Origin of the sequence: Natronococcus sp. A-GB7, from assembly GCF_029688865.1 — an archaeon.
GTDB lineage: Archaea > Halobacteriota > Halobacteria > Halobacteriales > Natrialbaceae > Natronococcus.
Map to the genome: position 1 here is coordinate 105,764 of NZ_JARUKV010000004.1, position 25,170 is coordinate 130,933.

At 65.5% G+C, this 25,170-nt stretch carries 29 protein-coding genes and 1 tRNA gene; 19 read left to right on the forward strand and 11 right to left on the reverse strand.

The features are described 5' to 3' along the window. Window positions 1-88: 88 nt before the first annotated feature. Entirely contained in the window at window positions 89-781 is a 693-nt protein-coding gene (locus QA609_RS05145) for a DUF5668 domain-containing protein (RefSeq protein WP_278301508.1), read from the reverse strand. A gap of 522 nt (window positions 782-1,303) precedes the next feature. After that, on the reverse strand, window positions 1,304-2,275 hold the full coding sequence (locus QA609_RS05150; protein ID WP_278301509.1) for a phosphoadenosine phosphosulfate reductase family protein: 972 nt from the start codon (window positions 2,273-2,275) through the stop codon (window positions 1,304-1,306). A 149-nt stretch (window positions 2,276-2,424) separates the two neighbouring features. On the opposite strand from QA609_RS05150, the gene QA609_RS05155 reads away from it, so the two are divergent. Then, window positions 2,425-3,087: a phosphate ABC transporter permease gene (locus tag QA609_RS05155; RefSeq protein ID WP_278301510.1), complete on the forward strand. Its 663-nt coding sequence runs from the start codon at window positions 2,425-2,427 to the stop codon at window positions 3,085-3,087. 38 nt (window positions 3,088-3,125) lie between these two features. Here the strand turns inward: QA609_RS05155 and QA609_RS05160 are convergent, their stop codons facing one another. Then, complete coding sequence (locus QA609_RS05160; RefSeq protein WP_278301511.1) at window positions 3,126-4,505, reverse strand: regulatory P domain-containing protein; 1,380 nt, start codon at window positions 4,503-4,505, stop codon at window positions 3,126-3,128. A 263-nt stretch (window positions 4,506-4,768) separates the two neighbouring features. Between QA609_RS05160 and QA609_RS05165 the strand changes: the two genes are divergently transcribed. From QA609_RS05165 to QA609_RS05175, 3 genes are read left to right on the forward strand one after another with little or no spacing between them, the layout of a single operon-like run. Then, window positions 4,769-5,560 carry a hypothetical protein gene (locus tag QA609_RS05165; protein ID WP_278301512.1) on the forward strand — a complete coding sequence of 264 codons (792 nt, stop codon included), beginning with the start codon at window positions 4,769-4,771 and terminating at the stop codon, window positions 5,558-5,560. Window positions 5,561-5,599: 39 nt separating this feature from the next. Then, window positions 5,600-6,817: an amidohydrolase family protein gene (locus QA609_RS05170; RefSeq protein WP_278301513.1), complete on the forward strand. Its 1,218-nt coding sequence runs from the start codon at window positions 5,600-5,602 to the stop codon at window positions 6,815-6,817. A gap of 50 nt (window positions 6,818-6,867) precedes the next feature. Further along, window positions 6,868-7,179: an ASCH domain-containing protein gene (locus QA609_RS05175; RefSeq protein ID WP_278301514.1), complete on the forward strand. Its 312-nt coding sequence runs from the start codon at window positions 6,868-6,870 to the stop codon at window positions 7,177-7,179. A gap of 9 nt (window positions 7,180-7,188) precedes the next feature. On the opposite strand, the gene QA609_RS05180 is transcribed toward QA609_RS05175, so the two are convergent. The 7 genes from QA609_RS05180 to QA609_RS05210 all read right to left on the reverse strand — a co-directional run bounded on the left by QA609_RS05180 (window position 7,189) and on the right by QA609_RS05210 (window position 11,324). Continuing rightward, window positions 7,189-7,503 carry a zinc ribbon domain-containing protein gene (locus QA609_RS05180; protein ID WP_278301515.1) on the reverse strand — a complete coding sequence of 105 codons (315 nt, stop codon included), beginning with the start codon at window positions 7,501-7,503 and terminating at the stop codon, window positions 7,189-7,191. Between the two features lie 73 nt (window positions 7,504-7,576). Then, on the reverse strand, window positions 7,577-8,158 hold the full coding sequence (locus tag QA609_RS05185) for a hypothetical protein (RefSeq protein ID WP_278292685.1): 582 nt from the start codon (window positions 8,156-8,158) through the stop codon (window positions 7,577-7,579). Window positions 8,159-8,273: 115 nt separating this feature from the next. Beyond that, window positions 8,274-8,621, reverse strand: a complete 348-nt coding sequence (locus QA609_RS05190) for a glutaredoxin family protein (protein ID WP_278301516.1) — start codon at window positions 8,619-8,621, stop codon at window positions 8,274-8,276. Window positions 8,622-8,692: 71 nt separating this feature from the next. Next, window positions 8,693-9,160 carry a DUF6691 family protein gene (locus QA609_RS05195; protein WP_278301517.1) on the reverse strand — a complete coding sequence of 156 codons (468 nt, stop codon included), beginning with the start codon at window positions 9,158-9,160 and terminating at the stop codon, window positions 8,693-8,695. Window positions 9,161-9,245: 85 nt separating this feature from the next. Continuing rightward, the gene (locus tag QA609_RS05200) at window positions 9,246-9,803 is read right to left on the reverse strand and encodes a YeeE/YedE thiosulfate transporter family protein (RefSeq protein ID WP_278301518.1); all 558 of its coding nucleotides are present in this window, start codon (window positions 9,801-9,803) and stop codon (window positions 9,246-9,248) included. A gap of 140 nt (window positions 9,804-9,943) precedes the next feature. Next, complete coding sequence (locus QA609_RS05205; RefSeq protein ID WP_278301519.1) at window positions 9,944-10,741, reverse strand: succinylglutamate desuccinylase/aspartoacylase family protein; 798 nt, start codon at window positions 10,739-10,741, stop codon at window positions 9,944-9,946. 79 nt (window positions 10,742-10,820) lie between these two features. Beyond that, complete coding sequence (locus QA609_RS05210; RefSeq protein ID WP_278301520.1) at window positions 10,821-11,324, reverse strand: DUF309 domain-containing protein; 504 nt, start codon at window positions 11,322-11,324, stop codon at window positions 10,821-10,823. Between the two features lie 167 nt (window positions 11,325-11,491). Between QA609_RS05210 and QA609_RS05215 the strand changes: the two genes are divergently transcribed. The 12 genes from QA609_RS05215 to QA609_RS05270 all read left to right on the forward strand — a co-directional run bounded on the left by QA609_RS05215 (window position 11,492) and on the right by QA609_RS05270 (window position 21,613). Further along, entirely contained in the window at window positions 11,492-11,653 is a 162-nt protein-coding gene (locus QA609_RS05215; RefSeq protein ID WP_278301633.1) for a hypothetical protein, read from the forward strand. A gap of 48 nt (window positions 11,654-11,701) precedes the next feature. After that, a tRNA-Leu gene (locus QA609_RS05220) sits at window positions 11,702-11,784 on the forward strand. A 768-nt stretch (window positions 11,785-12,552) separates the two neighbouring features. Continuing rightward, complete coding sequence (locus QA609_RS05225) at window positions 12,553-12,948, forward strand: hypothetical protein (RefSeq protein WP_278301521.1); 396 nt, start codon at window positions 12,553-12,555, stop codon at window positions 12,946-12,948. Window positions 12,949-13,038: 90 nt separating this feature from the next. Next, window positions 13,039-13,500, forward strand: coding sequence for a hypothetical protein (locus tag QA609_RS05230; protein WP_278301632.1), 462 nt, complete (start codon window positions 13,039-13,041; stop codon window positions 13,498-13,500). Next, a complete protein-coding gene (locus QA609_RS24660; protein ID WP_343233787.1) occupies window positions 13,469-14,338 on the forward strand; it encodes an FAD-dependent monooxygenase in 870 nt (289 codons plus the stop codon). Before QA609_RS05230 ends, QA609_RS24660 begins: the two co-directional genes overlap by 32 nt. Before the next feature lie 317 nt (window positions 14,339-14,655). Further along, entirely contained in the window at window positions 14,656-15,459 is an 804-nt protein-coding gene (locus tag QA609_RS05240) for an inositol monophosphatase (RefSeq protein ID WP_278301523.1), read from the forward strand. 62 nt (window positions 15,460-15,521) lie between these two features. Beyond that, window positions 15,522-16,640 (forward strand): DUF63 family protein, encoded by a 1,119-nt coding sequence (locus QA609_RS05245; protein ID WP_278301524.1) that lies wholly within the window; start codon window positions 15,522-15,524, stop codon window positions 16,638-16,640. Window positions 16,641-16,712: 72 nt separating this feature from the next. Further along, complete coding sequence (locus QA609_RS05250) at window positions 16,713-17,390, forward strand: DUF2391 domain-containing protein (protein WP_278301525.1); 678 nt, start codon at window positions 16,713-16,715, stop codon at window positions 17,388-17,390. Window positions 17,391-17,447: 57 nt separating this feature from the next. Continuing rightward, window positions 17,448-18,332 carry an NOP5/NOP56 family protein gene (locus QA609_RS05255; RefSeq protein WP_278301526.1) on the forward strand — a complete coding sequence of 295 codons (885 nt, stop codon included), beginning with the start codon at window positions 17,448-17,450 and terminating at the stop codon, window positions 18,330-18,332. Next, window positions 18,329-18,970, forward strand: a complete 642-nt coding sequence (locus tag QA609_RS05260; RefSeq protein ID WP_278301527.1) for a fibrillarin-like rRNA/tRNA 2'-O-methyltransferase — start codon at window positions 18,329-18,331, stop codon at window positions 18,968-18,970. Before QA609_RS05255 ends, QA609_RS05260 begins: the two co-directional genes overlap by 4 nt. 165 nt (window positions 18,971-19,135) lie before the next feature. Further along, entirely contained in the window at window positions 19,136-20,461 is a 1,326-nt protein-coding gene (hcp, locus tag QA609_RS05265) for a hydroxylamine reductase (RefSeq protein WP_278301528.1), read from the forward strand. Between the two features lie 69 nt (window positions 20,462-20,530). Then, window positions 20,531-21,613 carry a glutamate--cysteine ligase gene (locus tag QA609_RS05270; protein ID WP_278301529.1) on the forward strand — a complete coding sequence of 361 codons (1,083 nt, stop codon included), beginning with the start codon at window positions 20,531-20,533 and terminating at the stop codon, window positions 21,611-21,613. Window positions 21,614-21,632: 19 nt separating this feature from the next. On the opposite strand, the gene QA609_RS05275 is transcribed toward QA609_RS05270, so the two are convergent. After that, the gene (locus QA609_RS05275; protein ID WP_278301530.1) at window positions 21,633-22,610 is read right to left on the reverse strand and encodes a Gfo/Idh/MocA family oxidoreductase; all 978 of its coding nucleotides are present in this window, start codon (window positions 22,608-22,610) and stop codon (window positions 21,633-21,635) included. 290 nt (window positions 22,611-22,900) lie between these two features. On the opposite strand from QA609_RS05275, the gene QA609_RS05280 reads away from it, so the two are divergent. From QA609_RS05280 to QA609_RS05290, 3 genes are all read left to right on the forward strand, one after another. Beyond that, the gene (locus tag QA609_RS05280; protein WP_278301531.1) at window positions 22,901-23,266 is read left to right on the forward strand and encodes a hypothetical protein; all 366 of its coding nucleotides are present in this window, start codon (window positions 22,901-22,903) and stop codon (window positions 23,264-23,266) included. Then, window positions 23,263-23,847, forward strand: coding sequence for a hypothetical protein (locus tag QA609_RS05285; protein WP_278301532.1), 585 nt, complete (start codon window positions 23,263-23,265; stop codon window positions 23,845-23,847). Before QA609_RS05280 ends, QA609_RS05285 begins: the two co-directional genes overlap by 4 nt. A gap of 122 nt (window positions 23,848-23,969) precedes the next feature. Continuing rightward, the gene (locus QA609_RS05290) at window positions 23,970-25,157 is read left to right on the forward strand and encodes an AGE family epimerase/isomerase (protein ID WP_278301533.1); all 1,188 of its coding nucleotides are present in this window, start codon (window positions 23,970-23,972) and stop codon (window positions 25,155-25,157) included. Window positions 25,158-25,170 lie beyond the last annotated feature (13 nt).

Here is a 25,170-nt window from a genome sequence, read left to right on the forward strand (position 1 = left end):
TGTAGTCCGCTCTCGAGTCGTCGCCCGTTCCCCACCTACTGTCTGAGAGTGTACGCAGTTTTCGATTCCCAGTACACAGCATGTACAATCAGTCCCGAACCTCGATATCCCCGAACATGGAGATGCCTGTCACGATCAATTCAGGGTCGTCCGTCGCGTTTCGTTTACCCGAATCCCGCCGACGATCGGTCGTCTCTCCGAAGATGTTCACTGTTTCTAACGCCACGTTCCAGTCTGCTGGAACCCGAATCTCGCTATCGCCGAACACCGTAATCGTCTCGACGATCGCTGGGCGCGCCCGGACGCCGGCATCGCCGAGGTCCACTCGTGCGTCTCCGAAAACGGAGACGAGTTCACCACCGGAGAACTGTTCCGTGACGGGGCGGCGTTCGTCGCTTCCGAACACCGCAACAACAGTAACTTCCTCCGCGGTATGACTCTCGAGTCGAATTCGCTGACGACGCCGCGAGCGATTGATCATGATTAGCAACCCGAAGAGGACGACGAACAGCGGCCACCAGGTCCCGATTACGCCGTCTGCGATGAGTCCCACGTTCCTGAGCAAGAACGTACCAGCGATCGCAATGATCATGACCGGACCGACGAGGTTACGGAACTCGCTACGGACCAGTGCCCACACGCCCACGAGTACGAACAGTGCCGGGATCCATCCCCAGACCGATCGCATCTCGATAAAGCCAGTCGTCGAGAGCAGCAGGATGATCCCGATAAGGACGAATACCGTACCGGTCGTAAACCGTTCCGAGATATTTCGTGTCACTGTTCCGCAACTATTGACTCTTAAGAATATATATCAATCGTCTCTCTACCGCATACACGATGCGCTCTATTCACCGCGGGCCTCAAAACTATGGTCTGTTCTCAATTCCTGTTTTGGACAGCCTCGCCGCTACGCCGTCGTGTCCGAGTATAGGCGTACACTAATCCGACTACCACGCCGACGACGAAAACTCTCGGGCCAGCGGTGAACTGAAGGAGGACACACCCAGGCCGTACCGCGGTTCGCCACCGAACGCCTGGATGGCGATACTGTGACAGAGCTCGTGTGGAAGGACGACCAACGCCATCAGCGCCATCAGCGCCAGAAACGACAGCGCTAGGCTTTACCACCACGCCCCATCGGCTGCCAGCCCCAATGCCAGCTCGGCAGCGGTCTCACCACCCGTTGTCGCATAATACAGGACGAGAAAGCCGGCGAAAGCGATCACGAAGCCGAGTGTACTCACACGTATTCGAGGCGGAAGCACGACTAAAGTCGTGGGAGGAAGCTGACCGACTACCGCTACATGTAGCCGAGATCGCGAAGACGCTCCATCAGGTCCTCCTTGTCCTGGGCGCGGCCCGCGCGCTCGGTCGTCCCCTCGAGGTCCTGGAGCCAGGCGGGGTCGTCCTCGGTCTTCTCGGTGCTGATCTCGCTACCCAGCGATCGGAACCCTTCCCAGTACTTCGGCGAGACGGGCGTGTCGCGGGGCTCGAGGCCCTCGGGCAGGTCGTCCTTGCCCTCGGGGACGTAGCCCTCGTCGGGGAACTCCGACACGGTGTCGGGGACGACGAAGTCCCAGAACGCCTCCCAGACGGCGGCCTCCTCGAACTGCAGGATGGGCTGGACGCGGTCGTGGGGCGGGTAGATGTCGGGGTCATGGCGCGGCGAGAAGAACGTCTCGTCGGCGCGGGCCTCCTGTTCGTCCCAGCGGACGCCCGAGAGGATGCCGTCGATGTCGTGTTCCTCTAAGGCGTTGTTCAGCGCGACCGTCTTCAGCAGGTGGTTGCCGACGTAGGTGTCGAGCAGGAACGGGAAGGTGTCCTCCTCGTACTCGAGCAGATCCCGGACGTGGTGGCGGTTCTGCTCGGAGAGCTCCTCGATCTCGATCTCGTCGCCGGGTTCGAGGCCGTGCTCGTCGACGTACTCGCCGACGTCCTCGTTGCGCGCGTAGATAACCTCGAGATCCCACCGGTCGGCCCAGTCGTCGACGAAGTCGTGGATCTCGTCGAAGTGCTGGTAGTGGTCGATGAAGATCGCGGGGGGGACCTCGAGGTCGTACCGCTCGGCGACCTCCTTGACGAAGTACAGCACGAGCGTCGAGTCCTTGCCGCCGGTCCACATCACCGCAGGGTTCTCGTACTGCTCGAGACCCTGTCGGGTGACCTCGACGGCCTTCTCGATCTTGTCGTTGATGTGCGGGTAGTCCTCGGGATCCTGGCCCTCGCCGTCGTCGTAGTTTACGTCGACGTAGTCGGGGAAGTTCTCGGTCATCGTACTGTAATTAGATATAATTAGGAGCGTTAAACCGTTTGTGGGACCGGAAACCTCTGACGGAACTCCGGACGCTAGAGGCTACCGGACAGGTCGGCTGTCGGCGAGTGAACAAATCGTTTATTTATCCTGGCTCGAGAATACTCACCATGATCGATGCGGTCGCCGCCGCGTTCGTCCTCGCCGGGATCGCCCTCCTGCTCTCCGGCACCGCCCTCTCGGTGTACGGCGTCGTCGCCACGGGTCTCGCGGCGGGCGCCGGTGGCGGGTATCTGGTCGGCCCCGCGGTCGGAGCCGCGCTGGGACTCGAGGGCGCCGCGGCCGCGGGAACGGCCGCCGCACTCGGCGCGGTCGTCGGCGGTCTCGGGAGCTATCTGCTCCTGTCCGTCGCCGTCTCGCTACTGGGATTCGTCGTCGGGACCGTCCTCGCAACGGCCGCGCTCTCCTCGAGCGCCGCCGTGGACGGCTGGCTCGCCGAGTGGGGCGGCGCCGTCGCCGTCGGCCTCGTCGCCGCCGTCCTCGGGCTGGTACTCACGCGGTGGGTGACCGCCGCGATCACGGCGGTCGTCGGCGCTGCGCTCGCTTCCCGATCGCTCACCCCGGAGGGGATCGTCGCGGGTTACGAGTCGCTAACTCTCGAACCACTGCTGTTCGAGGTCGCGTCGCCGGCGTTCCTGGCGCTGGTCGCGGTCGGCCTCCTCTCGCAGTTCGGTCTCTTCTCGCTTGGGACGCTCCGGCGGCTGGTCCGGGCCGTTCCGGGACTCGTGCTTCCGTCGAGTCGCCGTCACGAGGACCCAGACGCGACGAGATGACGAGATAGCGGGAGCGAAGCCGACTCGTCCACGAAGTTCTACTCGTCGGTCAACGCTGCCTCGAGGTCGTAGTAGTTCCCGGGGCCGCCGCCGTCTCTCCCTCGGGCCGGTTTCGCGGACGGCCGGAAGGTGAACGCGCCGGTCACGCTGTCACTGACGAACACGAAGTCCCGCGCCTCATTGTAGACCGCGCCCCAGGCAAACGGCGGCGTCGAGGGGACAACCCCGACGTCGTCGTGGTCGGTCGCGATCTCCGCGCCGTCGGTCGTCCCGTACCGTTCGGTCGGGACCGGGTTCCGCGGATCCGTGATGTTGGCCATCCAGGCGCCATTGCGGTAGCCGCCGTCGACGAGCAGCGTCTCGTCGCCGTCCCGGAGGATGTCGTGGAAATGAGTCGTCCACCAGAAGGTCTGGCCAGCACCCATCTCCCTGGCGTCCGGCGAGGTGGTGAAGCCGATCGGCTGTGGGTCCTCGAGGCTCCCCTCGTCCCAGCCGATGTCGAAGACGTGTTTCCCACCCGGGACGCCGGAGCCGATCTCGTCGCCGACGACCGCGATATCCCGTTCGGGGTCGAAGTGGGCGTGGTGGCAGCTCTCGAAGCCGGGTTCGCCGACCTCGGTGTAGTCGGGCGCCTGGGTGTAGTCGAAACGGCCGATCTCGGTCGGCTGCATCGGCTCGTCGAGATCGAGGATCGCGTACCCCTGGAATTGGCCGGCAATGTACGCACAGTGGAGGACGTTCCGCACGGGATCGACCTCCGTCGCGTGACAGTAGCCGTTCGGCCCGGCCAACTCGCCGAGTTCGGGGTCGGCGGGATCGCTGACGTCGAGCGGGATGACGCCCGGCTGACTGCCGGTCTTGTCGATCAGATACATGATCTCCTCGTCAGGATGCTCGCTCAGGGTGTGAACGCCCGTGTTCGGCGTCTCGACCTGCGCGAGTACGACGGGATCGTCCGGCGTCCCTTCTTCCCAGCCGAAGTCGACGACTTCGATCCCTTTCTCACCGACGTCATCGTCGTCGATCTCCTGGGAACGATAGTACAGCCCGTCGCGGGTGCCGTCGAACCGGACGTGGTTCGACCTGGTGCCCTCGGCCGACTCGACGCGGTGTACCTCGGTCGGATCCGCCAGATCGTCGAGGTCGTACAGCGTGCTCGCGGTCTCGATCCCGGTTCGGGGCCAGCTGCTGACGACGCCCCAGCGTCCGTCCTCGCTGACGTCTCCGAACGTGTACATCGGGGAATCCTCGGTGAGTTCGTGGCCGAGGAACTCGAGCCGTCCGCGGGTGCGGGCGTTCGCGTGATCCGGCGGCCCGCCTCGAGCGTCGCCCCGAGTCGCCGTCCCGGTACCGATCGCTCCTGCAAGGCCTGTCGTAGCGATACCTGCAACGAACCGTCGGCGGGAGTGATCTGTCATAGTAAGTTAAACTGGCTGAACGATATTTCAAGCGATACTGTATTGTATCTAGCTAAGATACTACAGAATTGAATTAGAGAGAAACCATTATATAATTCTTTTTCGTGACTGCGAATTTCGGTAGGGTGGCCGTTCCGTTCGACCGCCCTGCTGGGACGGTCTCGCGGGAGCGCGTCTCGAGCCGACCGTGTCGGCGCGTTCACCGGACGATGCCGGCGGAATGCGGTGGTTTACTTTGTACACCGTCGGTCCAGACCCGTGCGATGACGTTCCCCGAAGACCGACTCGCGAGACACCTCGTCGACGACGAATCGGTTCGCGTTCTCGAGACCGGTTCGTTCCTCGGAGAGCCCGGATTGGGGTCGGTGACCGTCGGCCTCACCGATCGGCGCGTGCTCTGCGTCTCGGAGGGAGGTGCGTTCGCGAGCGTCGAACACGAACACGTTAGCTCGGTTCGGAGCCGACCCCGTACCCGGTTGGAGTATCGGTTCCGAACCGACGACGCGCTCCTGGTCGGAGCCGCCGGAGCGCTGCTGGCGGCGATCTGGGTCCTTGTCGCGGTCGGCGCCGATGCCGGCGTGGGACCGATCGGCGGCGCGCTCACGACTACGCTCGCGGCGGTCGCCGCGACGGCTCTCGCGGCGACCCACCGCATCCGAGCGGCAACCGGGCTCGAGCGGCCGGTTCGGCGGCTCCTGGTCGGCGCTGGCTGCTTCCTCCTCCTGTCGATCGCCGCGCTCGCGACCGTCTTCTCGGCGATCTCCCCGTCGCTGCTGGCGCTCGCAACGGTCGTCGGGCTGGCGAACCTCGCCTGCACACCCCGGTTCGTCGCCGCGTTCGACGGCGTCGGACTCTCGCGAACGCGCGCGACCGAGCTGACGATCGCTACGGCCGACGGCGGGACGCTGCGACTCCTGCTCGAGGCCGACTCCGAACTCGGTCGAGAGGTCGGCGCCTCGATCGCTCGAGGCGACTCGCCCTCGTCGAACGGTTCCGCCGACGACAACGGACCGACGCTCCTCGCTCGAGATCCCGTCGAGGACGACGGGCGATAACGCACAACTGCTAACCACCCCCGCTGTGAACGTCTTGATATGCGAGTTATCGACGCCGACGTGGTCGTGACGGGCCGTGACGAATCGCCGCTGTCGGACGGCCGGCTCGTCGTCGACGACGAGGGGCGGATCGACGCCGTCGGGACGCAGGAGGACGTCGCCGCACCGTCGGGGGCCGCCCACGACAGCTACCCCGTAATCACGCCGGGCCTGATCGACGCCCACGTTCACCTGCAAGGGACCCGGGAGATGAACCCGCTCGTCTGGGCCACCGAGTCCTCGGAACTCGGCGCCGCACGAGCGACCGCGGATCTTCGATCGCTTCTCGAAGCGGGCTTTACCGCCGTCCGGGACGTCGGCTCCTCGACGGGACTGGGGCTTCGCGGGGCCGTCGCCGAGGGCGCGATTCCGGGGCCGAGGGTGTTCACGAGTGGTCGGAGTATCAGTCAGACGGGGGGCCACGGCGACTCACACTTCCTCCCCTACGAGTGGGCCGCGGACGGCGACGACGCGCTCGCGACGCTGGCCGACGGCGCCGACGAGTGTCGCAAGGAGGCCCGCAAGCGGATCCGTGACGGCGTCGACGTCCTCAAGATCATGACGACCGGCGGGGTGTTGAGCGAGAAGGACGCCCCCGACCAGAGCCAGTTCACCGACGCCGAGATCCGGGCGTTCGTCGAGGAGGCCCACCGGGTCGGGATTCCGGTCGCCTCCCACGCCCAGGGCGCGCCGGGAATCAAGGCGGCGCTCCGCAACGGCGTCGACACCATCGAACACGGGTTCTGGGTCGACGAGGAGTGTCTCGAGCTGTTCGCCGAGACGGGAGCGAGCTTCGTCCCCACGCTGTCGATCATGGATCGCCTACTCGAGCACGGGGCCGACCACGGCGTTCCCGACTACGGCCTCGAGAAGGCCCGCGAGGCCAGCGAAGCCCACTTCGACTCCGTCCGGCGCGCCTACGAGGCCGGCGTTCCGATCGCGACCGGGACGGACTTCCTCGGCCCCGAGCTGGTCCCCCACGGCGAGAACGCCCTCGAACTCGAGCTGTTCGTCGAGGAGATCGGCATGAGCGAACACGAGGCGCTCCAGGCCGCGACCCGGGTCGCCGCCGAGACCGTTCCCGCCGACGATATCGGCACGCTCGAGGTCGGCAACCGCGGCGACGTCCTCGCGCTCGTCGGCGATCCCTGCGAGGAGATCGGCGCCGTCAGGAGCCCGGAGACGGTGTACGTCGACGGCGAACCGGTCGGTCTGTAGAGCACTCGAGTCACCGATAGTACTATTCCTCAGCGACCGAAGGTCCGGCCATGGGAACGATCGACGCAAGCGACCTCCTGCCCGCCGAACGGCTTCGAACGAGTGCGCTCGAGGGCGAAATCACCCAGCTCCACCGGGGAGACAGACACGCTGCGGAGGGCGACACCTTCGAGATCGAGGGGACGACGTTCGAACTCGTCGAGGTGACCGAACGTCGACTCGGGGATCTGACCGACGAGGACGCACGCGCCGAGGGGTCGTCGGATCTCGAGGCCTACAAGCGACGGATCGAGCGCACTCACGGTACCGAGTGGGACGACGAGAACACTGCCGTCCTCCACCGGTTCGAACCGGTTTCCTGATCCCGATCGTCAGGGTTCCGAGAACCGGGCCAGACACTCCCGACAGCACTGTTCGTCGACGTCGCTCGAGTCTCCACAGGTCGGACATCGCGACCCCGAGCCGTCGGCGCGGTCGAACTCGAGCCCGTTTGCTAGCACGGCGAGGACGTCGTCGTCCGGCGACGGCTCGAGGGCACCCTGCTGGCGTAGCTCGAGGACGAGCGCGTCGTTTTGCAGTCGTTCTAACCCCCGAACGAGACCCAGAAAGAGGAGCGTTGGCGCGACCGTGACGAACGCCGCGAGCGCGAGTCGGCCGACGATCCCGTAGCTGCTCGGATCGTCCATACGAGGAGTACGGGAACGGAACGGAAATCGCTACCGTCGGTCGGATTTCGAGACGCTCGCGGGGCGAGACCGATCAGTCGCTGATGAACTTGTTGTCCCGCCAGTTGACGCCGCCCTGGCTCGAGCTGTGGTCCCGCGGACCTTCGACGACCTCGATGTCGGCGGGTCGGGGCTCGCCCTCGACGATCCGGGTCGCCTCGAGTTCGCCGTCGAACTCGGCGATCGCCGTCAGAGTGCCTTTCTCGGCGGCCTCGGCGATCTCACAGAGGACGAGGAACATCTCGTACTGCAGCAGTGAGTTCTGGAGGACGGTCTCGCGGTCGCCCTTGAACGCGGCGAACTCGACGAGTTCGGACTCGATCTCGTCCTCCTCGTCCTCGTCCCAGCGAAAGGAGTTGTGTCGCTCGTCGGGGTCTTCCTCGTAGACCCGGTTCTCGGTGACGCTGGCCTTGAGCTGGGCGGTCGGCGTGTACTTGCTTACCGTCTCGTCCTCGGCGACGGCTTTCAGGATGAGCGTGTTGTTTCGCCGCGTGATCTCGACGTCCGAGACCCCGTCGGGGTACGTCGCCTCGTCGATGTGGTCGTGGAGGTCTTCGAGGGGCAGTTCGAGGGTCGAATGCAGCCGATATACGTGTCTGGATTCCTCTGTGGACATAGTGGGAAGGTGTGGGACGGTCGCTGGTTCCTAGTACGGTCGCGTGGCTTATATGACCTGCTATTAAATTCGAGCGCTTCCAAGAGGAATAAATTCAATTCGGTCTTGCCGCTAGTTATTCGTCGGCCTCGAGCGTCTCGGCCAGCTCGCCGCGCTCCTCGAGTTCGGCGAGGATGTCCGAGCCGCCGACGAACTCGCCATCGACGAACGTCTGCGGGATCGTCTCCCAGCCGCTGTGGTCCTCGAGGGCCGCGCGGTACTCGTCGAGCGAGTCGAGGACGTCGACGGTCTCGTAGTCGTCGCGATACTGGTCGATCAGCCCGAGCGCGCGGCGGGAGTAGCCACACTGCGGCATCAGTTCCGTCCCCTTCATGAAGAGGACAACGTCGTTGTCCTCGAGCACGTCGGCGACCTGTTCGTCGACTTCGTCCTGATCGAGCCCCTGGTTCGGTGGAAAGTCCATACAGCGGGTACGGTCGTGACGCGGATAGACCTTACGTCCCCGGTTATCGCGCCGCGGTTCGATCGGCGTCGTCAGTCAGCCGTCGACGCCGGGGCGTCGCCCTCGGCCCGGGCCGACCGCCAGTAGCCCTGAACGTAGGCGCCGAGGAACATGCCGACGATCCCGTAGAGGATCGCCACGTTCCCGATCCCGAGGCTGGCGTAGGCCGCGCCGGGGCAGATTCCGGAAAGTCCCCAGCCGACGCCGAAGATGCCGCCACCGAGGACGACGTTTCGGTCGAGGGTCTTCAGCCGGCGGGCGTAGGGAGTGCCGGTAAACGGCGCCGTGCTTCGGACCAGTTTGATGCCGAAGAACGTGATCCCCGTCACGACCGCGGCGCCGAACATGACAAAGAGCAGCCCGAAGTCCTCGAACTGCAGGAAGTTCAGGACGATCTCGGGCTGGGCCATGTGGCTAAAGCCGAGCCCGAAGCCGAAGATCAGCCCGCCGACGAACACCAGCGGCATGAACAGCGGGTGTTGCTCGTGATCGGCGCTCATCGCTTACACCTCCGTTCGTGGCTCGCGGTTCGCTTCGCTCGCCGCTGGCGTCTCCGGGATTCTCGCACAGCTCGAATCCCGCGCATCAGGGACTCACCCCCAGGGCCTGCACCAGCTGGGCGACCCCGATCGCGATCAGCAGGAAGGTCGCCACGCCGACGAGGGACGCGCTCGAGGCCGAGCCCACGCCACAGACCCCGTGGCCCGACGTGCAGCCCTTCCCGACCCGGGTGCCGATCCCGATCAGGATCCCGCCGAGGAACAGCCGCCAGGGCTGGACCTCGGTCATCCACAGCGTCAGCCCGCCGACGTCGTAGAGCTGCCCGGTCGTCGCGGGCTGGTGGAGCGAACTCGAGACCAGCCCGGACTGGAAGGTGACCGCGTAGACGGCTGCGCCGGCGACGATCCCGAGCGTGAAAACGACCCGCCAGTCCCGCGAGGAGACGTACCGCTGGAACCGCGAGAGGTTCGAGACGTACGAGAGGGTCGATTCGAGGAACGTGCTTGCACCAGCGGCGATGCCGGTGCCCAGATAGATAACGACGGTGCCGAGCCCGACGAGGAGCCCGCCGATCGCGTAGTGGCTGATCCCGTTCGGGAACAGCTCCCCGAACGCGACCGCGAGGAGTGCTGTGGCTGTCATTGTACGATCGATGGGGACGGCGAGGCATCAATCCTCCTCACTCGGGGAAACTTGTGCGTATCTCGGAGCCGTCAGGACCGGCTCGAGCCGGAAGCCGGGAAGGGAACGACCTTCCGCGTGTACGCGTGGCGATCGGTCGGTCAGTCGGCCGCGCTCGAGGTCGACAGCACGTCGAGCTTCTCGGCGGCGTAGCCGAAGACGTCGCGGTAGCCGTAGGAGGACATGAGCACCGGGTAGAACGACTCGTTTGCGACCTGCATGTCCCCGTCCGCGGCGGCGAACGGGTCGCCCGGCTCGATCTGGGTGAAGTTGTCGACGAACACCTCGTAGCTGTCGGCCTCTCCCTTCGGGATGGCGTCGACGAGCCGGTAGACTGGAAGGTCGCGCCCGACCGTATCACCCGGCAGCGCGTCGACGGCGGTCAGGAACGATCGGGTGAGCCGAAGCGCGTTCTGGGCCGCCGTCTCCGAGCCCTGGAGCCCACACTCGACCTCGACGGTTTCGATCTCGGAGAACAGTCGTCCCTCGGCGAACTCGCTGGTCTCGACTATCGCCTGGACGGGCAGCTGCGGACAGACCGACTTCGCCTGTTCGTCGACCTGGTTGACGATCGCGAACGGTTCGGCGTGACTCTGCGTGGAGTGCATCGAGAAGGCGAAACAGCCAGACAGTTCGTCGACGAGCTCGTCGGCGAGCTGTCCCTCGTGGGTCTTCGCGTTCGGGGCACCCGGAAACGCCCGGTTGAGATCCTCGTCGACGAACCGAACCTGCCGCTCGAGGGCTTTCTCGTTGGCGACCACGAGCTTGACCGGACGCTCGACGGTCGGGTTCTCGTCGAGCAACTGCTCGACGGCGCGAACTCCGCAGGGTTCGTCGCCGTGGATTCCCGCAACGACCGCTATCTCGGGCGTTCCTGTCCCGAGCTGTGCAACTTTCATTACCAGTCGTACGAACTTCGGCTTCAAATGTGATTCGGTCCGATAGCGCTCGCGCCGTCTCGGGCTATCGACGCGGCCCTCAGGGCCCGTTCTCGAGGTCGGCCGCGTACTCTCGATCGATCGCCCGCGCGGTCGGTCGCTCGCCGTCCAGCGGGATCCGCCAGCCGTCGATCGCGGCGGGCTCCTCGAGAGCCGTCTCCATGATCTCCCGTACCTCGCGGACGTCGACGCCGTAGTAGTCGTCGGGAACGTCCTCGAGGTACTGCAGCGCCGTCCGGAACAGGCTGCGCATCCCGCCGTCGTCCTCGAAGTCGGCGCGCTTGTAGGCGCCGGCGGCGACCTGGACCATCCCGTGGAGGAAGGCGCTCTCGGCCGTCCCGCGGCCGTAGTTGTACCACTCGAGCTCGAAACAGTCGTGTGACTCGTGGAACTCGCCGTCGTTGAACAGGCGCACGCCGTGGACGACGGCCCGCCGGAGCGTGCCGTGCTCCCAGCCGTTTGACTCCCCGCGGCCGGGATCCCAGCCCGTCGGCGAGCCCGAGATCGGCGGCGCGACGGCGTAATCCCGCGTGTGGTCGGTCATCGCTGCTCGGTCGTCGGTCGGGTGCGGTCCGCGAGCGATTCGACTCCCATCGCCTGACCGTTCGGGCTCGAGGGTCCCGTACGTTTCGCTCGACGGCTGTTCGCTTCCGCCAGAACCGCAACCCGCTGTCGGAATGCTTATCTTCCGAGAGGAAGACTGTCACGCCAATGAAGCACTCGGACGGACGCTGTCTGAGCTGTGGCGAGCGCCTCTTCGCCCACGTCGACGGGGGATACGCGTGTCACAACTGCGGTGCGCGACACCTCCTCGAGCCTCTCGCCGGGCGATCAGCCGAGCGGAGCGGCCTCGAGTGCCACCCCTCGGTGTAGGCGAAACCGCAGGGTATTCATACGACAGCTACGAACCGTCGACTGCGTGCGAGGGTAGCCAAGCGGTCAACGGCGGCGGACTCAAGATCCGCTCGTGTAGACGTTCGTGGGTTCGATTCCCTCCCCTCGCACTGGCAACCAGTGCGGCAAGAGCGAGCCTCTTGCCCTCGCAAACTTCTACGCAACACGACCGACGAGTAGCCACTGTACATCAGTACACAGTATCGCACGACTGGAACGCGGTTCGGGACGGGCGCGGTTCGGAGCGAGCGCGGTTCGGAGCGAGCGCGGTTCGGAGCGAGCGCGGTTCGGAGCGAGCGCGGTTCGGAGCGAGCGCGGTTCGGAGCGAGCGCGGTTCGGAGCGAACGGAGTGAGTGAGAACCGCGGATGCGAGAACCGCGAACTAGACGATCGGTGTGCAAAACAGTTCCAGCTAGCATTCTTAGTGGTTGGCAGTACGACTTCCGTATTCAGTCTGGACTGTACATCTGGATCGGTTTGTTACCTACAGATGCGAACCTAACGCCGTCCCTCTATCAGATAATATAGATGTTTGAGGAACCGTGCTGAATCCACAGCGCATATCGGTCACGTCTCGTTCGTCACTCGTTGCGTCTCCTTCAACGTCTACAGATCTCGCAGTAGTTGAAAATACTTTACCAAATAGCCATTTCCCTCGTCAAATCGTTGGGTGAGGGGACAGCGAATCACCCGTAAGGGCCGGACGCACGACACGTCGTGCGATCAAACGCTGTCCACAGGAGGGACACACTATGACAACGACGAACGGCGTAAACGTAGGTCAGCTTACTGAAACGATCGATGCAATTTCAGATGACCCGGATGCCGGTCAATTCCGGTTCTACGCTGAAACAGAGTGGGAAGATGCGCTGAAATGCGTGACGTCGATAGATGAATTTGATCAGGCCGGCGAACGAGTTCGAACGCAGGAGCTTCACGTCGAGGGTGACGAACCGGAACAGATTCTTGGCGAGCGCACGGCACCGAACGCCGTCGAGTTGCTGCTCGCGGCGCTTGGGTCCTGTCTGAACGTCGGCTACGCGGCCAACGCCGCGGCGATGGGAGTAATGAGCGAATCACTCGACACGGAGAAACCCGAACGCGAGATCAAGTCGATGTACCGGGACATCGCGGAGTCAGCCGCCGCGGAGTTCCACTTCGAGACGGGTCGTGAACTCGCCGATCGGCTCGGCTACGATCCGGACACCCTCACTTACGTCCCCGATGGGGTGGAACTCTCCGACGTCCATTCCATCCTCGCGGAGGACTGGTGAACGACAGAGATGACGTTAGCAACCATCCCCCAATACGACCGCGAACAGATTCCCGAGCAGAGAGGGCGGGCGGTAGTTGTCGGGGCGGGCATGGCTGGATTGGTGACAGCCCGGGTACTCGCAGATGCGTTCAGTGAAGTCACCGTAATCGATCGTGATTCGTTCCCCACGGAACCCATCCCACGACGTGGGGTGCCCCAGGGACCTCAGCCACATGCTCTCTGGGAGAGCGGTCGAGCCACGCTGGAGGATCTGTTCCCGGGTTTCAGTGAGGAACTACTCGCAGCTGGTGCGGTGACGAGCGAACTCGGAAACGACTTCAAAATTCATTCCCAGGGTGACTTCTTGGCACCTGGAACGGAGCGCCATTCAATGTATTTCGCTACGAGACCGGTGTTCGAGCATCTGGTTCGCCAGCGCGTCTCCACGCTCGATCACGTCGATATACGAGCACAGTGTCAGTTCATCGAGTACCTCGTCGATGACGATGCAACGAGCATCGAGGGGATAGCGATTCGAAATCGAGCAACTCACTGCCGAGCTAGTCGTTGACGCCACCGGTCGAACGAGTCGGACGCCAGCGTGGCTGGAAGATCACGGATACACGCCACCACCGCTTGAAGAGATCCATATCGACCTTGGCTACACGTCGACCTTTATCGAGCGCCCCCCAACCGATAACCGGGCATTCGCAGTTATGGCGGACGCGCCTCACACACGCGGAGCACATGTTCATCCCGTTGAGGGGAACCGATGGCTCATCTGCCTCTATGGTATGCACGGTGATCATGCGCCAGACGATACCACGGGTTTCAAAGAGTTCGCTGCGCGCTTGCGCACCCCCGTCGTGAAAGAACTCCTCGACGAGCACCCGCTGATCACCGGGGACATCAGACACTATCCGTTTCCAGCCAACCGTCGATACAGGTACGAAGACCTCGATCGATTGCCTACCGGGTTGATCGTTATTGGCGATGCCATCGCCAGTTATAATCCGGTCAACGGGCAAGGCATGTCGGTAGCGGTCCTCCAGGCGCTGGCGCTCCATCATGTGCTTGCGACGAGTGACCGGACGGGGATGGAATCCCAGTTTTTCGACGATGCCACAGAGATTACCGATGTCGCGTGGGACCTGACAATCGGCGGTGACTTGGAGTTTCCGCAGACCGAAGGCCCCAGACCGCGTGGAACGGGCGTTCTTAACTGGTATCTCAATCGCTTGTTCCGCCGTACCCAAACGGATAGAAGGTTATCAGAAGCCGCAATTCAGGTCTTCTCATTACAGCAACCGCCGGCTAAACTGTTCCGTCCACACATCATCTGGCGTGTGGTTGGCCCGAGTCGCCTCGTAACGGTACCAAGCGCAAAAGGGTCTAGTCAAGGCACGTAATGAGGACGTCTTATTCGATTTGAATCCGATACGTAGATATAATTAACACATCTGAAATTATACTTTCTGCATACATTCTCTATATTCAGCAGGGTGGTCTTGACAGCTATCGTATAAATTGATTGCTGTGTCGTTACCTGCTTCGCCTATACCTAACGCGACTTTCACGTAATTTCTGAGTAGCGAACTTGTGCGACATCTACTGCGATAGTTGCCGTCAGTTTCCCTCGAGAACCGCCACTCCACGGACGCCGACTCGAGCCGAGAGGCGTGTCGAAACGTGATCCCTTTTTGACGTCGAGCACGGAGACTGAGCAATGAGTGACTCCGACGAACTCGACCGACGAGCCGACACCGCCGTACGTGCGGCTCGAGCGGGCGCCGCGATCGCCGGCGACGCGTTTCGCACGAGCCTGGACGTCGAGACGAAAAACGGCAAGACCGACGTCGTCACGCGAGCCGACCGCGAGGCACAGGTCGCGGTAATCGAGGCGATCCGCGAGACCTACCCCGACGACCCCGTCGTCGGCGAGGAGGACGACGAGCTAAAGGCGGTTCCGAAGTCGGGGCCGGCCTGGATCGTCGACCCCATCGACGGGACGAACAACTTCGTCCGGGGGATCCGGGCGTTCGGCACCGCCGTCGCGGCGGTCGTCGACGGCGAACCCGTCGGCGCGGCGATCGTCTGTCCGGCGCTGGACGACGAGTACCGAAGCGGTCCCGAGGGGGCGTTCCGGAACGACGAGCCGATCGTCGTCAGCGACTGCGCCGACCCCGAGGCCGCGACGGTCTCGCCGACGTTCTGGTGGGACTTCGACCACCGCGACCAGTACGCCGCGGCGAACCGCGAGATCGTCACCCGCTTCGGCGACATGCGCCGCTTTGGCTGCGCCCAGCTCGGGCTCGCGATGGTCGCGTCGGGCGCCCTCGAGGGGATCACGACGAACCTGCGGGCGAACCCGTGGGACACCGTCGCCGGTGTTCACATGATCCGCCAGGCCGGCGGGCAGGTGACCGATCTCGAGGGCGAGCGCTGGCGCCACGACAGCGAGGGACTGGTCGCCTCGAACGGCGCAGTTCACGACGAGCTGCTCGAGGCCGCCCGCGGGATCGACGCGTAGGCTTGCGTTTTTCTCGGAGTGCAAACCGGAAACGGTAAGCGGTCGCTCCCACGGTATCGGGTATGGACGAGTACATCGAACGGTTCGGCCCCGCCAGAATCTGGGCCGCGACCGTCGTCGTGCTCGCTGTCGCCGTCGTCGCCCTCGCGGTGGCGTTTCCACAGCGAGTGTACGTCGATCTCATCTGGCAGTACTACTGGGGGCCCGTCGTCGCCGACGCCCACGGCTGGAACTGCGTCGCGTGGGCTGGCGGCGACGAGCTACCCTGCAACGAGGCCGGTGCCGACGCCGGACCGACCGCCGAGCCCGGCTACACGGCGATCTCGTACGCCGGCTACATCCCGACGCTCCTGCTGTTGTTGATCGGGATCTACTTCATTATCGACTGGCTCGAGATCGAGCGCTACCGGGCGGGCTTTTTCGCGCTGTTCCCGTTCATGCTGTTCGGCGGCGCCCTGCGAACCGTCGAGGACGCGAACGTCGCGGCCTACCGCGAAACCGGCGAGCTGGCGATCGAGCTGCCGTGGTCGGGCTTTCTGATCAGCCCGCTGATCTACGTCACCGTCTTCCTGGTCGCACTGGTCGCGATCGTCGCCGGGGTCTGGCTCGAGCGAAAGGAGTACGTCTCGGGGTACGAGTACCCGCTGTTCGGGGTCGGCGCCGTCGCGCTCGCGGCGACGCTCGGCTTCCTGGGGTACACTGCCGCGACCGAGACGTACTCGACGTTCTACTGGACGATTCCAGCGATCGTGCTCACGGCCGCGACCGTCTCGACGGCTATCGTCTGGCTCGCGATCGAGCGGTTCGCGCCCGGGCTGAACGCGGGCACCCGGTATATGGGGATCGTCATCATCTGGGCCCACGCCGTCGACGGCTTCGCGAACCAGCTGATGCTCGACTGGTCGCACGTCTGGGGGATGACCTACACGCCGAAACACCCCGTCAACGACGCGATCGTCACGTACACGAGTGCGCTTCTGCCTCAGAGCGCGGAGGTCATCGGCAGCGCGTGGCCGTTTGCCCTCCTGAAACTCGCCGCGCCCGTGTTCATCATCTGGCTGTTCAACGAGGAGATCTTCGAGGAGAGCCCGCAGTTCGCGTACCTCCTGTTGGTCGCCGTCGTCGCGGTCGGTCTCGGACCCGGAACCCGGGATATGCTCCGGGCGACGTTCGGCGTCTAACGCGGCGGATCCCTCGTCGCGTCCGCCTCGAGTCGACGCGCTTTTGCGCTCGCCCTCGGATATCCGTCTCGAATGAGCGAGCGAGAGCCACAACCCGGTTCGGAGCCCTCGTCGGGTAGGGATCCGTCGTCCGAGGCCGATCTCGAGCGGCTCGTCGAGGAGCTCGAGGAGCTCGAGGAGCTCGTCGACCACCCCGCCGAGCGCGAGCAGGTGCGGCGGGCGATCCACACGGCCCACCACGTCCCGGGACTCCACGCGGTCGAGAACGGGATCAAGCGCTACACCACCCGCGACATGGCCGAGGCGTTCGTCGGCAGCATCCTCCTCTCGCTTCCCCTGCTCGTCGAGGACGGCGTCTTCGAGATCGCCGAACACTTCGTCGAGTTCGCGGTCGCGGGGATGCCGGTCTTCCTGATCGCGAACGTGCTGTTCATCGGGCTGTTCACGACCGCGTTGCTCTACTGGACCGACATCCGCGATGTCGGCGTGACCGACCCGCTGTTCGGGTTCGTTCCCCGTCGCCTGGTCGGCGTGCTGGGAATCTCGCTGCTGACGGCGACGGGACTGATGATCATGTGGGGACGGATCTTCGAGGCGGAGCCGACGACCGTGGAGGCGTTCGGGCGGATCACCGTCATCTGGACGGCAGGCGCGTTCGGTGCCGCCCTGGGCGACATCCTGCCCGGCGAGAGCGAGGGCGTCGACGTGACGAGAGCGGGCCTCGAGGGGCTCCGGGATGACGAACGGTAGCCGAGTCACGCCGCCGGATCGGGAACGACTTACCGCCCCGAGATACAAGGGTCGGGTATGACAGCAGATTCGCCCGCTGAGACGGGCTGGTTCGCGGAGCTCGAGCCCGACGACAGCGAGGGCGCGGCCGCCGCGATCACCGAGGGAACGGCCGCCGAGCCCGCCGACTGGCCGAAACTGGCCGTCGAAGCGGGTTTTGCGAGCGACGCGGAGGAGTACTACGATCGCCTCAAGGAGGCGACGACGGCAGCGACTCGCGACGCCGTCGAACGGGCCGAGCGGGCCGACGACCGCCAGCTCGTCCACGCGGTGCGGACGATGGACGACTGCACGCGCACGGCGAACGAACTCGCCGAACGCCTCGCTGAGTGGGCGGGAACGATCGATCCCGACGCGGGTGCGGGCGTCGAGTACGCTCGAGCGATCGCCGGCGAGGACGCCGAGCGCGACGTCGGCCACGAGCGCGTTCGCTCGCTGGCCGAGCGCGTCGTCTCGCTGGCCGACGAGGCCGAGGACCTGCGGGAGTACGTCGAGCGCGAGACGCCGACAGTCGCGCCGAACCTCGCGGCGCTCGCCGACCCCGTGCTGGCGGCCCGGCTGATCTCGCTGGCCGGGGGTCTCGAGCCCCTCGCGAAGAAACCCAGCGGAACCGTCCAGGTGCTGGGCGCCGAGGACGCGCTGTTCGCCCACCTCCGGGGACACGCCTCCTCGCCGAAACACGGGATCATCTACACCCACGACGCGGTGCGGGGGACCCACCCCGACGAGCGGGGCTCCGCGGCGCGGGCGGTCGCAGGCAAACTGGCTATCGCCGCCCGCGTCGATCACTACTCGGGCGAGCGCAAGCCCGAACTCGAGGCCGAACTCGCAGAGCGCATCGAGACGATCCAGTCCCGAACCGCAGACGGTGAGGGCGACGAGAACGGGGGTGGCGGCGAGTGAGCGACGAGCTACCCGTAGGCGTCGAACGCCATCAGTTCGACGGCGAGGAACGCCTCGCTACGCAGGGCGAGCCCGTCTACGGCGAGCCCACCGACGGCGAGTGGCGCGCCTGGAACCCGAACCGATCGAAGCTCGGCGCGATGCTCGCCCTCGGTATGGAGACGGGGCTCGAGGGCGGGGACGAGGAAACGGTGCTCTATCTCGGCGCCGCCAGCGGGACGACGGTCAGCCACGTCGCCGACGTCGCCGGCCCGACCTACGCCGTCGAGTTCGCCCCGCGTCCGGCACGAGATCTCCTCGAGGCGGCCGACTCCCGCCCCCGACTCTTTCCGCTCCTTGCGGACGCCCGGAAACCCGAGACGTACGCCCACGTCGTCGAGCGCGACGTCGACGCGATCGTCCAGGACGTGGCGACGCGGGGACAGGCCCGGGTCGCACTCGAGAACGCGCGCTTTCTCGCCGACGACGGCCGACTGGTGCTCGCGGTCAAGGCCCGAAGCGAGGATGTGACTCGCGAGCCCGCGGCCGTCTTCGAGGACGTTCGCGACGAGCTGACCGAGGGGTACGAGGTTCTCGAGTACCGTCGGCTCGACGACTACCACGCGGACCACCTCGGGATCGTCGCGCGCCCGCGGTAGCCGGGCGAGGTCGCGTCGCGTGAACGTGTCCGCGCCGGACTGGTCCGTCGAACGGACCGTCATAACAGGGGAACATAAACCCCAGCCCGAACCCGTTTTGCGGGTATTGCGAGCCCGCGGGAATTGCGCTCGGCTGTTATGTGGTCGCCGTGTTGTAACTCGAGTATGGATTGCAACCAGTGCGAGCAAACGCCCGAGGGTGGCTGTACGGTTCGGGGCGTCTGTGGCAAGGAACCCGACATCAACGGGCTACAGGAGCTCGTCGTCTACGGACTCAAGGGGATCTCGGCGTACGCGACCCACGCTCGCGACATGGGCTACCGCGACCCAGACGTCGACGCCCTCGTCCACGAGGCGCTGTACTCGACGCTGACCAACGTTAACTTCAGCACCGAGGACCACGTCGACCTCGCGATGCGGTCCGGGAAGGCCGCCGTCGACGTAATGGAGCTGCTCGACGAGGCCCACACGACCGAACTCGGCGTTCCGGAGCCGACGGAGGTCCCCCAGAACGCCGTCGAAGGGAAGTCGATCCTCGTCACGGGTCACGACCTCTACGGGCTCAAGCAGTTGCTCGAGCAGACCGAGGACGAACCGATCAACGTCTACACCCACTCGGAGATGCTGCCGGCCCACGGCTACCCCGAACTCGCGACGTTCGACCACCTGAAGGGGAACGTCGGCGGCGCCTGGCACGATCAGCGACTCCTCTTCCGGGACTTCCCCGGCGCCATCGTCGGCACGACCAACTGCGTCCAGCCGCCGACGGAGGAGTACCGCGACCGCTTCTTCACGACAGGACTGACCGGACTCGAGGGCGTCGAGTCGATCGACGACTACGCGTTCGGTCCCGTCATCGAGAGGGCCACCGAGCTGCCGGCGGTCGACTGGGAGAGCAACGAGACCGTCGCGACCGGGTTCCACCACGAGCCCGTCCTCGACCAGCTAGACGAGATCGTCGAGGCCGTCGAGTCGGGCAAGCTCCGGCGCTTCTTCGTCGTCGCGGGCTGTGACGGACCGACACCCGGCCGTGATTACTACCGCGAGCTCGTCAAGACGATCCCCGACGACTGCGTCGTGCTGACGACCTCGTGTGGCAAGTTCCGGTTCAACGACCTCGAGATGGGGACCGTTCCCGGCACCGAGATTCCTCGCTACGTCGATCTCGGCCAGTGTAACAACTCGATCTCGACGGTCAAGATCGCGGGCGCGCTCGCCGAGGCGTTCGACTGCGGCGTCAACGACCTCCCGCTGTCGGTGGTGCTGTCGTGGTTCGAACAGAAGGCGATCGCCGTCCTGCTCGGCCTCCTCCACCTCGGCGTCGAGGACATTCGACTCGGACCGACGGTGCCGGAGTTTCTCACCGAATCGAACGTCGAGTTGCTCCACGAGGAGTTCGGTCTGCAGCCGATCGGCGAGCCCGAGACGGATCTCCGAGAGATGCTCGGCGAGCCGCAGCCGGCCTCGCAGGCGCAGCCGGCCGACGACTGAGCACCCGGTTCGTCCGGTGCCCTGCCGAGTCCAAACGGTATTTATCACCGCGGCCGAAAACGGGAGCCAATGGAACGCGGGTCGCCGGAATCGTTTGCGCGCATGGGTACGCTCGGCATCGAGGAGGAGTTCTACGTCGTCGACGAGCGGGGCCGCCCGACGAGCGGCACCGACGAACTCGTCTACGAGCACGAACCCCCCGAGATCCTCGAGGGACGGCTCGACCACGAGCTGTTCAAGTTCGTCATCGAGACCCAGACACCCCTGATCGAGGAACCGAGTGACGCCCGCGGTTCGCTGCTTTCGGTTCGGGAGGCGCTGGCCGACCACGCCGAGACCCACGGCTACCGGATCGCCGCTGCGGGACTCCACCCGCTGGCGAAGTGGCGCGAACTCGAGCACGCCGAGAAACCCCGCTATCGCTCCCAGCTCGACCGGATCCAGTACCCCCAGCACCGCAACACGACCGCCGGCGTCCACGTCCACGTCGGCGTCGACGACGCCGACAAGGCGGTCTGGATCGCCAACGAGCTGCGCTGGTACGTGCCGATCCTGCTCGCGCTCTCGGCGAACTCGCCGTACTGGAACGGGTTCGACACCGGGCTCCAGTCCGCCCGCGCGAAGATCTTCGAGGCGCTGCCCAACACGGGAATGCCGACCCACTTCGAGGACTTCGACGACTTCGACCGGTTCGAACGACGGATGCTCGAAACCGACGCCATCGCCGACCGGGGCGAGCTCTGGTACGACGTTCGCCCGCACACGGCCCACGGCACCGTCGAGCTACGGACGCCCGACGGCCAGGCCGATCCGGACGTGGTGATGGCGTTCGTCGAGTACGCCCACGCGTTAGTCGAGGTCCTCGCCGAGGAGTACGAGGACGGGACCCCTGGCCATCAGCACCGCCGGGAGCTGCTCGACGAGAACAAGTGGCGCGCGATCCGCCACGGCCAGGACGTCTCGCTCATCGATCGCGACCTCGAGGGAACCGTCGACCTCGGCGAACTCGTCGACCGGGAGTGCGAGCGGCTGGGAATCGACGGCATTCGCGAGGTCTACGAGCGCGAGAGCGGGGCCGAGCGCCAGCGCCGGCTTCGCGAGGAGGAGGGTTCCGACGCCCTCTGTGAGTCGTTGCTGCTCGAGACGCACTGATCGTCCCGCTTTTTCGTGACTACGGGAGCGCCCGGAGCTCCCCGCGCTTGGCGCTCTCGTAGAGCCCGTCGATCACCCGCATGTTCGCGATCGCCTCGTCGGCGTCGGTTCGGGGCCGCGTGCCCGACTCGACGCAGTCGGCGAACTGTTCGACCTGCAGGCGGTAGTGATCGGTGGGATCGAACGTCTCGACGGCGTGGCGGCCGTCAATCCGGTACTCCAGCTCGAGCGGTTCCTCGAGAGGGGCGTCGAAAGCGTCCGCGACCACGAGCCAGCCGTTTGCGGCCTCGACGCGGTAGCGCTGGACCTTCTGCGTGTCGAACCCGGAGGCGATCCGGGCCGAGGCGCCGTCGTCGTACTCGAGGACGCCCGCGAGTTCGGTGTCGACGCCCGTACTCCGGGAGTCGTGGGTGTGGGCGTAGACCCGGTCGGGCTCGCCGAGGAACTGGCGGGCGGCCGAGACGGCGTAGCAGCCGACGTCCATCAGCGACCCGCCCGCGAGGTCGGGATCGAGGCGGACGTTGTCGGGATCGCCGAACAGCGGGAACTTGAACGCGGCCGAGACCGAGCGGACGTCCTCGAGCTCCTCGTGGGCGAGTTCGATCGCGCGCTCGGTCCGGGGATGGTAGCGATACATGAACGCCTCCATGAGGGTGACGCCGCGGTCCTCGCAGTGGGCGGCGACGTCGCGGGCCTGGTCGGCGTCGACCGCCAGCGGCTTCTCGCAGAGCACGTCCAGGCCGGCGTCTGCCGCCTGTTTCGTCCACTCGGCGTGGGCGGCGTTCGGCAGGGGGACGTAGACGGCGTCGATCCCGCCGTCCTCGAGCAGCTCCTCGTAAGAACCGTACCGTCGCGGAATCTCGAACTCGTCGGCGAACGTCCGCGCGCGCTCGCCGTCGCGGGAGGCGACCGCCCCGACCGCGTGCTCGCTCGCGTCGATCGCGGGCAGTACCGACTTTCGGGCAATTCCCGCCGTACCGATGATGCCGAACTCCATGCGTCCGATGTCTCGGCCATCGGTAAAGAACCGCACGTCGACGGTCGACGACGGGGACACGACACTCGTCAGTTTCGAGCCGTCATCACCAACTGCCGTCCTCGGAGACGCAACCCGTCCGGCTTCCCCGTAGCCGGCGCGGAAACGCCGCTCGAACCATCACGACGGCGAGGGTTGAAGGAGACAACACGGACGACCGGCACGTTCGCTGTCGGTTCTTCGGATCGATGTGTAAACCCTGCACAAGCGACGAAACAGTTATCCTTCTATGTGCAAAAGCTGCACATAGAATGAGCGCAAGCGACGATCCCCGACGCGTCCACTTCCAGTCGCCGGAGTACCTGGTCGATCGGCTCGACGCGATCGCGGAGCTCTTCGAGACGGATCGGACGGATCTCCTCGTCGAGGCCATCCGTCAGTACATCGAGGAGACCGCAGATAGCGAGACGTTCCGGGAGCTAGTCGCGAGGAAGTACTACGACGATCGGCTCGAGTTCGAGACGGTCACGGAGCTGGTCGGCACCGAAACCGCCCAGCGGCTTCGGCTCCTCAAAGCTGACCTCGAGGACGAACCGCTCGATCTCGCTGCTCCCGACGACGCGGATATCTACGGCGGCGACGCGGTGACGGCCGACACCGACGACGACGGTCGATGAACGGTCGGCCGCAACTCCGAACGGTCGTCGCCGACACCAGCGCGCTCGTCAGTCTCGCCGTGCCCCGCACCGACACGGACTACGACACCGACGGTGCCCCAGATCCGCTCCAATACCTCCTCACGTCGTGTGACGCAGTCGTGCCGCCGGAGGTGATCGCGGAACTCCGCGATATCACGCAGTACCGGGATATACATGGCGCCGCCGCGAGCAACGTCCTCGCGGCCCGCGATCACTACTCGGTCGAGGATCCGTACGAACGCTCCGACGCCCCGGACTCACGACCAGCGTTCGGCCTCGATGACGGCGAGACCGACGGGATCGTTCTCGCGAACGCGCTCGGTGTCGACGGCTTTCTGACCGACGAGTTCGGTGGGACGAACTTCCCGCTCATCCACGCGGTCCTCGACGGGCCGCGCATCGTCCCGACGCCGCGACTCATCCGTGACTATGCCCGAAACGGCCACCTGACCCACGACGAGGCGAGAACGCTAATCGACGCGATCAGTCCGCACCGAAGCTGGGACGACAGCCCCTACGTCACCCGGATACTGGCACTCCTCGAGGAGGAACAACGGTGACGGTCACCTCGTCCGTACTTTCCGTGCCGACCGGGACGAGTCTCTCGTCGCTCGCGCCGCTGGTGTTCCGGTTACGGCCAGTCGACCGAATCACTATGTGATCCCGTCGGATACGACGAGCTATGAACGTCTACCGGACCCGAACCGGACTGCGCCACCAGTTTCGCGATATCCTGAACTTCTACTACCCGGCCTGTATCGACACGTCGGTCGGGGGGTACGTCGCCCAGTTGGACGAACGGGACGGCCACGTCTACGACTCGCAAACGCGACACCTCGTCGCGACCGCGCGGGGCGTCCACAACTTCAGCCTGGGCGTCCTCGAAGACGGCCCCGACTGGTGTCGGTACGCCGCCGAGCACGGCCTGCAGTTTCTCTCCGAGGTCCACTGGGACGCCGACCGCGAGGGGTACGACTGGCTGCTCGCGGGCCGCGAGCCCGTTGATCGAACCCGGTACTGCTACGGCCACGCGTTCGCGCTGCTGGCCGGAGCCAGAGCGCACCAGGCCGGAATCCCCGGCGGCCGAGCGGAACTCGAGCGAGCCTTCGACGTCCTCGAGGAGCGGTTCTGGGAGCCCGAACACGGCCTGTACGCCGACCAGGCATCGCCCGACTGGGAACTCGAGCCCTACCGCGGCCAGAACGCGAACATGCACGCCTGCGAGGCGCTGCTTTCGGCCTACGAAGCGACCGACGAAGAACGATTCCTCGAGCGCGCCCATACGGTCGCCGACCGGTTTACCCGCGAGGTGACGAGCGCGACCGACGGCCTGCTGTGGGAACACTACACCGAGGAGTGGGAGCCGGACCTGTCGTACAACGCCGAGGAGCCGAATCACCAGTTTCGCCCGCCGGGCTACCAGCCGGGCCACCACGCCGAGTGGGCGAAGCTGCTCGCCCTGCTGGCGGACCACCGGTCGGAGTCGTGGATACTCGAGCGGGCCTTCGAACTGTTCGACGCCGCAGTCGACCTCGGCTGGGACGATGAGTACGGCGGGCTCTACTACACGGTCGAGGCCGACGGCGAGCCGATCGTCCCCGACAAGTACGGCTGGGTCCACACGGAGGCCATCGGTGCGAGCGCGCTGTTGAGTCGCCACGACGACGCCTACGCCGACTGGTACGACTGCCTCTGGGAACACTCCCTCGAGCACCTCCGGAACCCGAAGTACGGCAACTGGTACGAGCGCCTGACCCGCGGTCACGAACGGGACGGACCGAACCGCGGGACGGCCGTCGAGCCGGGCTATCACCCGCTGACGAACGCCTGGCTCGCAATGGGCGCTCTCGAGGACGGCGGACTCGAGTAGAGAGCGGTGAAAC

Excerpts from the sequence above, each read along its gene's own strand:
- QA609_RS05150 (WP_278301509.1), bottom strand. The coding sequence starts at position 2,275 with ATGACCGAGAACTTCCCCGACTACGTCGACGTAAACTACGACGACGGC.
- QA609_RS05155 (WP_278301510.1), top strand. The coding sequence starts at position 2,425 with ATGATCGATGCGGTCGCCGCCGCGTTCGTCCTCGCCGGGATCGCCCTC.
- QA609_RS05160 (WP_278301511.1), bottom strand. The coding sequence starts at position 4,505 with ATGACAGATCACTCCCGCCGACGGTTCGTTGCAGGTATCGCTACGACA.
- QA609_RS05165 (WP_278301512.1), top strand. The coding sequence starts at position 4,769 with ATGACGTTCCCCGAAGACCGACTCGCGAGACACCTCGTCGACGACGAA.
- QA609_RS05170 (WP_278301513.1), top strand. The coding sequence starts at position 5,600 with ATGCGAGTTATCGACGCCGACGTGGTCGTGACGGGCCGTGACGAATCG.
- QA609_RS05175 (WP_278301514.1), top strand. The coding sequence starts at position 6,868 with ATGGGAACGATCGACGCAAGCGACCTCCTGCCCGCCGAACGGCTTCGA.
- QA609_RS05180 (WP_278301515.1), bottom strand. The coding sequence starts at position 7,503 with ATGGACGATCCGAGCAGCTACGGGATCGTCGGCCGACTCGCGCTCGCG.
- QA609_RS05185 (WP_278292685.1), bottom strand. The coding sequence starts at position 8,158 with ATGTCCACAGAGGAATCCAGACACGTATATCGGCTGCATTCGACCCTC.
- QA609_RS05190 (WP_278301516.1), bottom strand. The coding sequence starts at position 8,621 with ATGGACTTTCCACCGAACCAGGGGCTCGATCAGGACGAAGTCGACGAA.
- QA609_RS05195 (WP_278301517.1), bottom strand. The coding sequence starts at position 9,160 with ATGAGCGCCGATCACGAGCAACACCCGCTGTTCATGCCGCTGGTGTTC.
- QA609_RS05200 (WP_278301518.1), bottom strand. The coding sequence starts at position 9,803 with ATGACAGCCACAGCACTCCTCGCGGTCGCGTTCGGGGAGCTGTTCCCG.
- QA609_RS05205 (WP_278301519.1), bottom strand. The coding sequence starts at position 10,741 with ATGAAAGTTGCACAGCTCGGGACAGGAACGCCCGAGATAGCGGTCGTT.
- QA609_RS05210 (WP_278301520.1), bottom strand. The coding sequence starts at position 11,324 with ATGACCGACCACACGCGGGATTACGCCGTCGCGCCGCCGATCTCGGGC.
- QA609_RS05215 (WP_278301633.1), top strand. The coding sequence starts at position 11,492 with ATGAAGCACTCGGACGGACGCTGTCTGAGCTGTGGCGAGCGCCTCTTC.
- QA609_RS05230 (WP_278301632.1), top strand. The coding sequence starts at position 13,039 with ATGGCTGGATTGGTGACAGCCCGGGTACTCGCAGATGCGTTCAGTGAA.
- QA609_RS05240 (WP_278301523.1), top strand. The coding sequence starts at position 14,656 with ATGAGTGACTCCGACGAACTCGACCGACGAGCCGACACCGCCGTACGT.
- QA609_RS05245 (WP_278301524.1), top strand. The coding sequence starts at position 15,522 with ATGGACGAGTACATCGAACGGTTCGGCCCCGCCAGAATCTGGGCCGCG.
- QA609_RS05250 (WP_278301525.1), top strand. The coding sequence starts at position 16,713 with ATGAGCGAGCGAGAGCCACAACCCGGTTCGGAGCCCTCGTCGGGTAGG.
- QA609_RS05255 (WP_278301526.1), top strand. The coding sequence starts at position 17,448 with ATGACAGCAGATTCGCCCGCTGAGACGGGCTGGTTCGCGGAGCTCGAG.
- hcp (WP_278301528.1), top strand. The coding sequence starts at position 19,136 with ATGGATTGCAACCAGTGCGAGCAAACGCCCGAGGGTGGCTGTACGGTT.
- QA609_RS05270 (WP_278301529.1), top strand. The coding sequence starts at position 20,531 with ATGGAACGCGGGTCGCCGGAATCGTTTGCGCGCATGGGTACGCTCGGC.
- QA609_RS05275 (WP_278301530.1), bottom strand. The coding sequence starts at position 22,610 with ATGGAGTTCGGCATCATCGGTACGGCGGGAATTGCCCGAAAGTCGGTA.
- QA609_RS05280 (WP_278301531.1), top strand. The coding sequence starts at position 22,901 with ATGAGCGCAAGCGACGATCCCCGACGCGTCCACTTCCAGTCGCCGGAG.
- QA609_RS05285 (WP_278301532.1), top strand. The coding sequence starts at position 23,263 with ATGAACGGTCGGCCGCAACTCCGAACGGTCGTCGCCGACACCAGCGCG.
- QA609_RS05290 (WP_278301533.1), top strand. The coding sequence starts at position 23,970 with ATGAACGTCTACCGGACCCGAACCGGACTGCGCCACCAGTTTCGCGAT.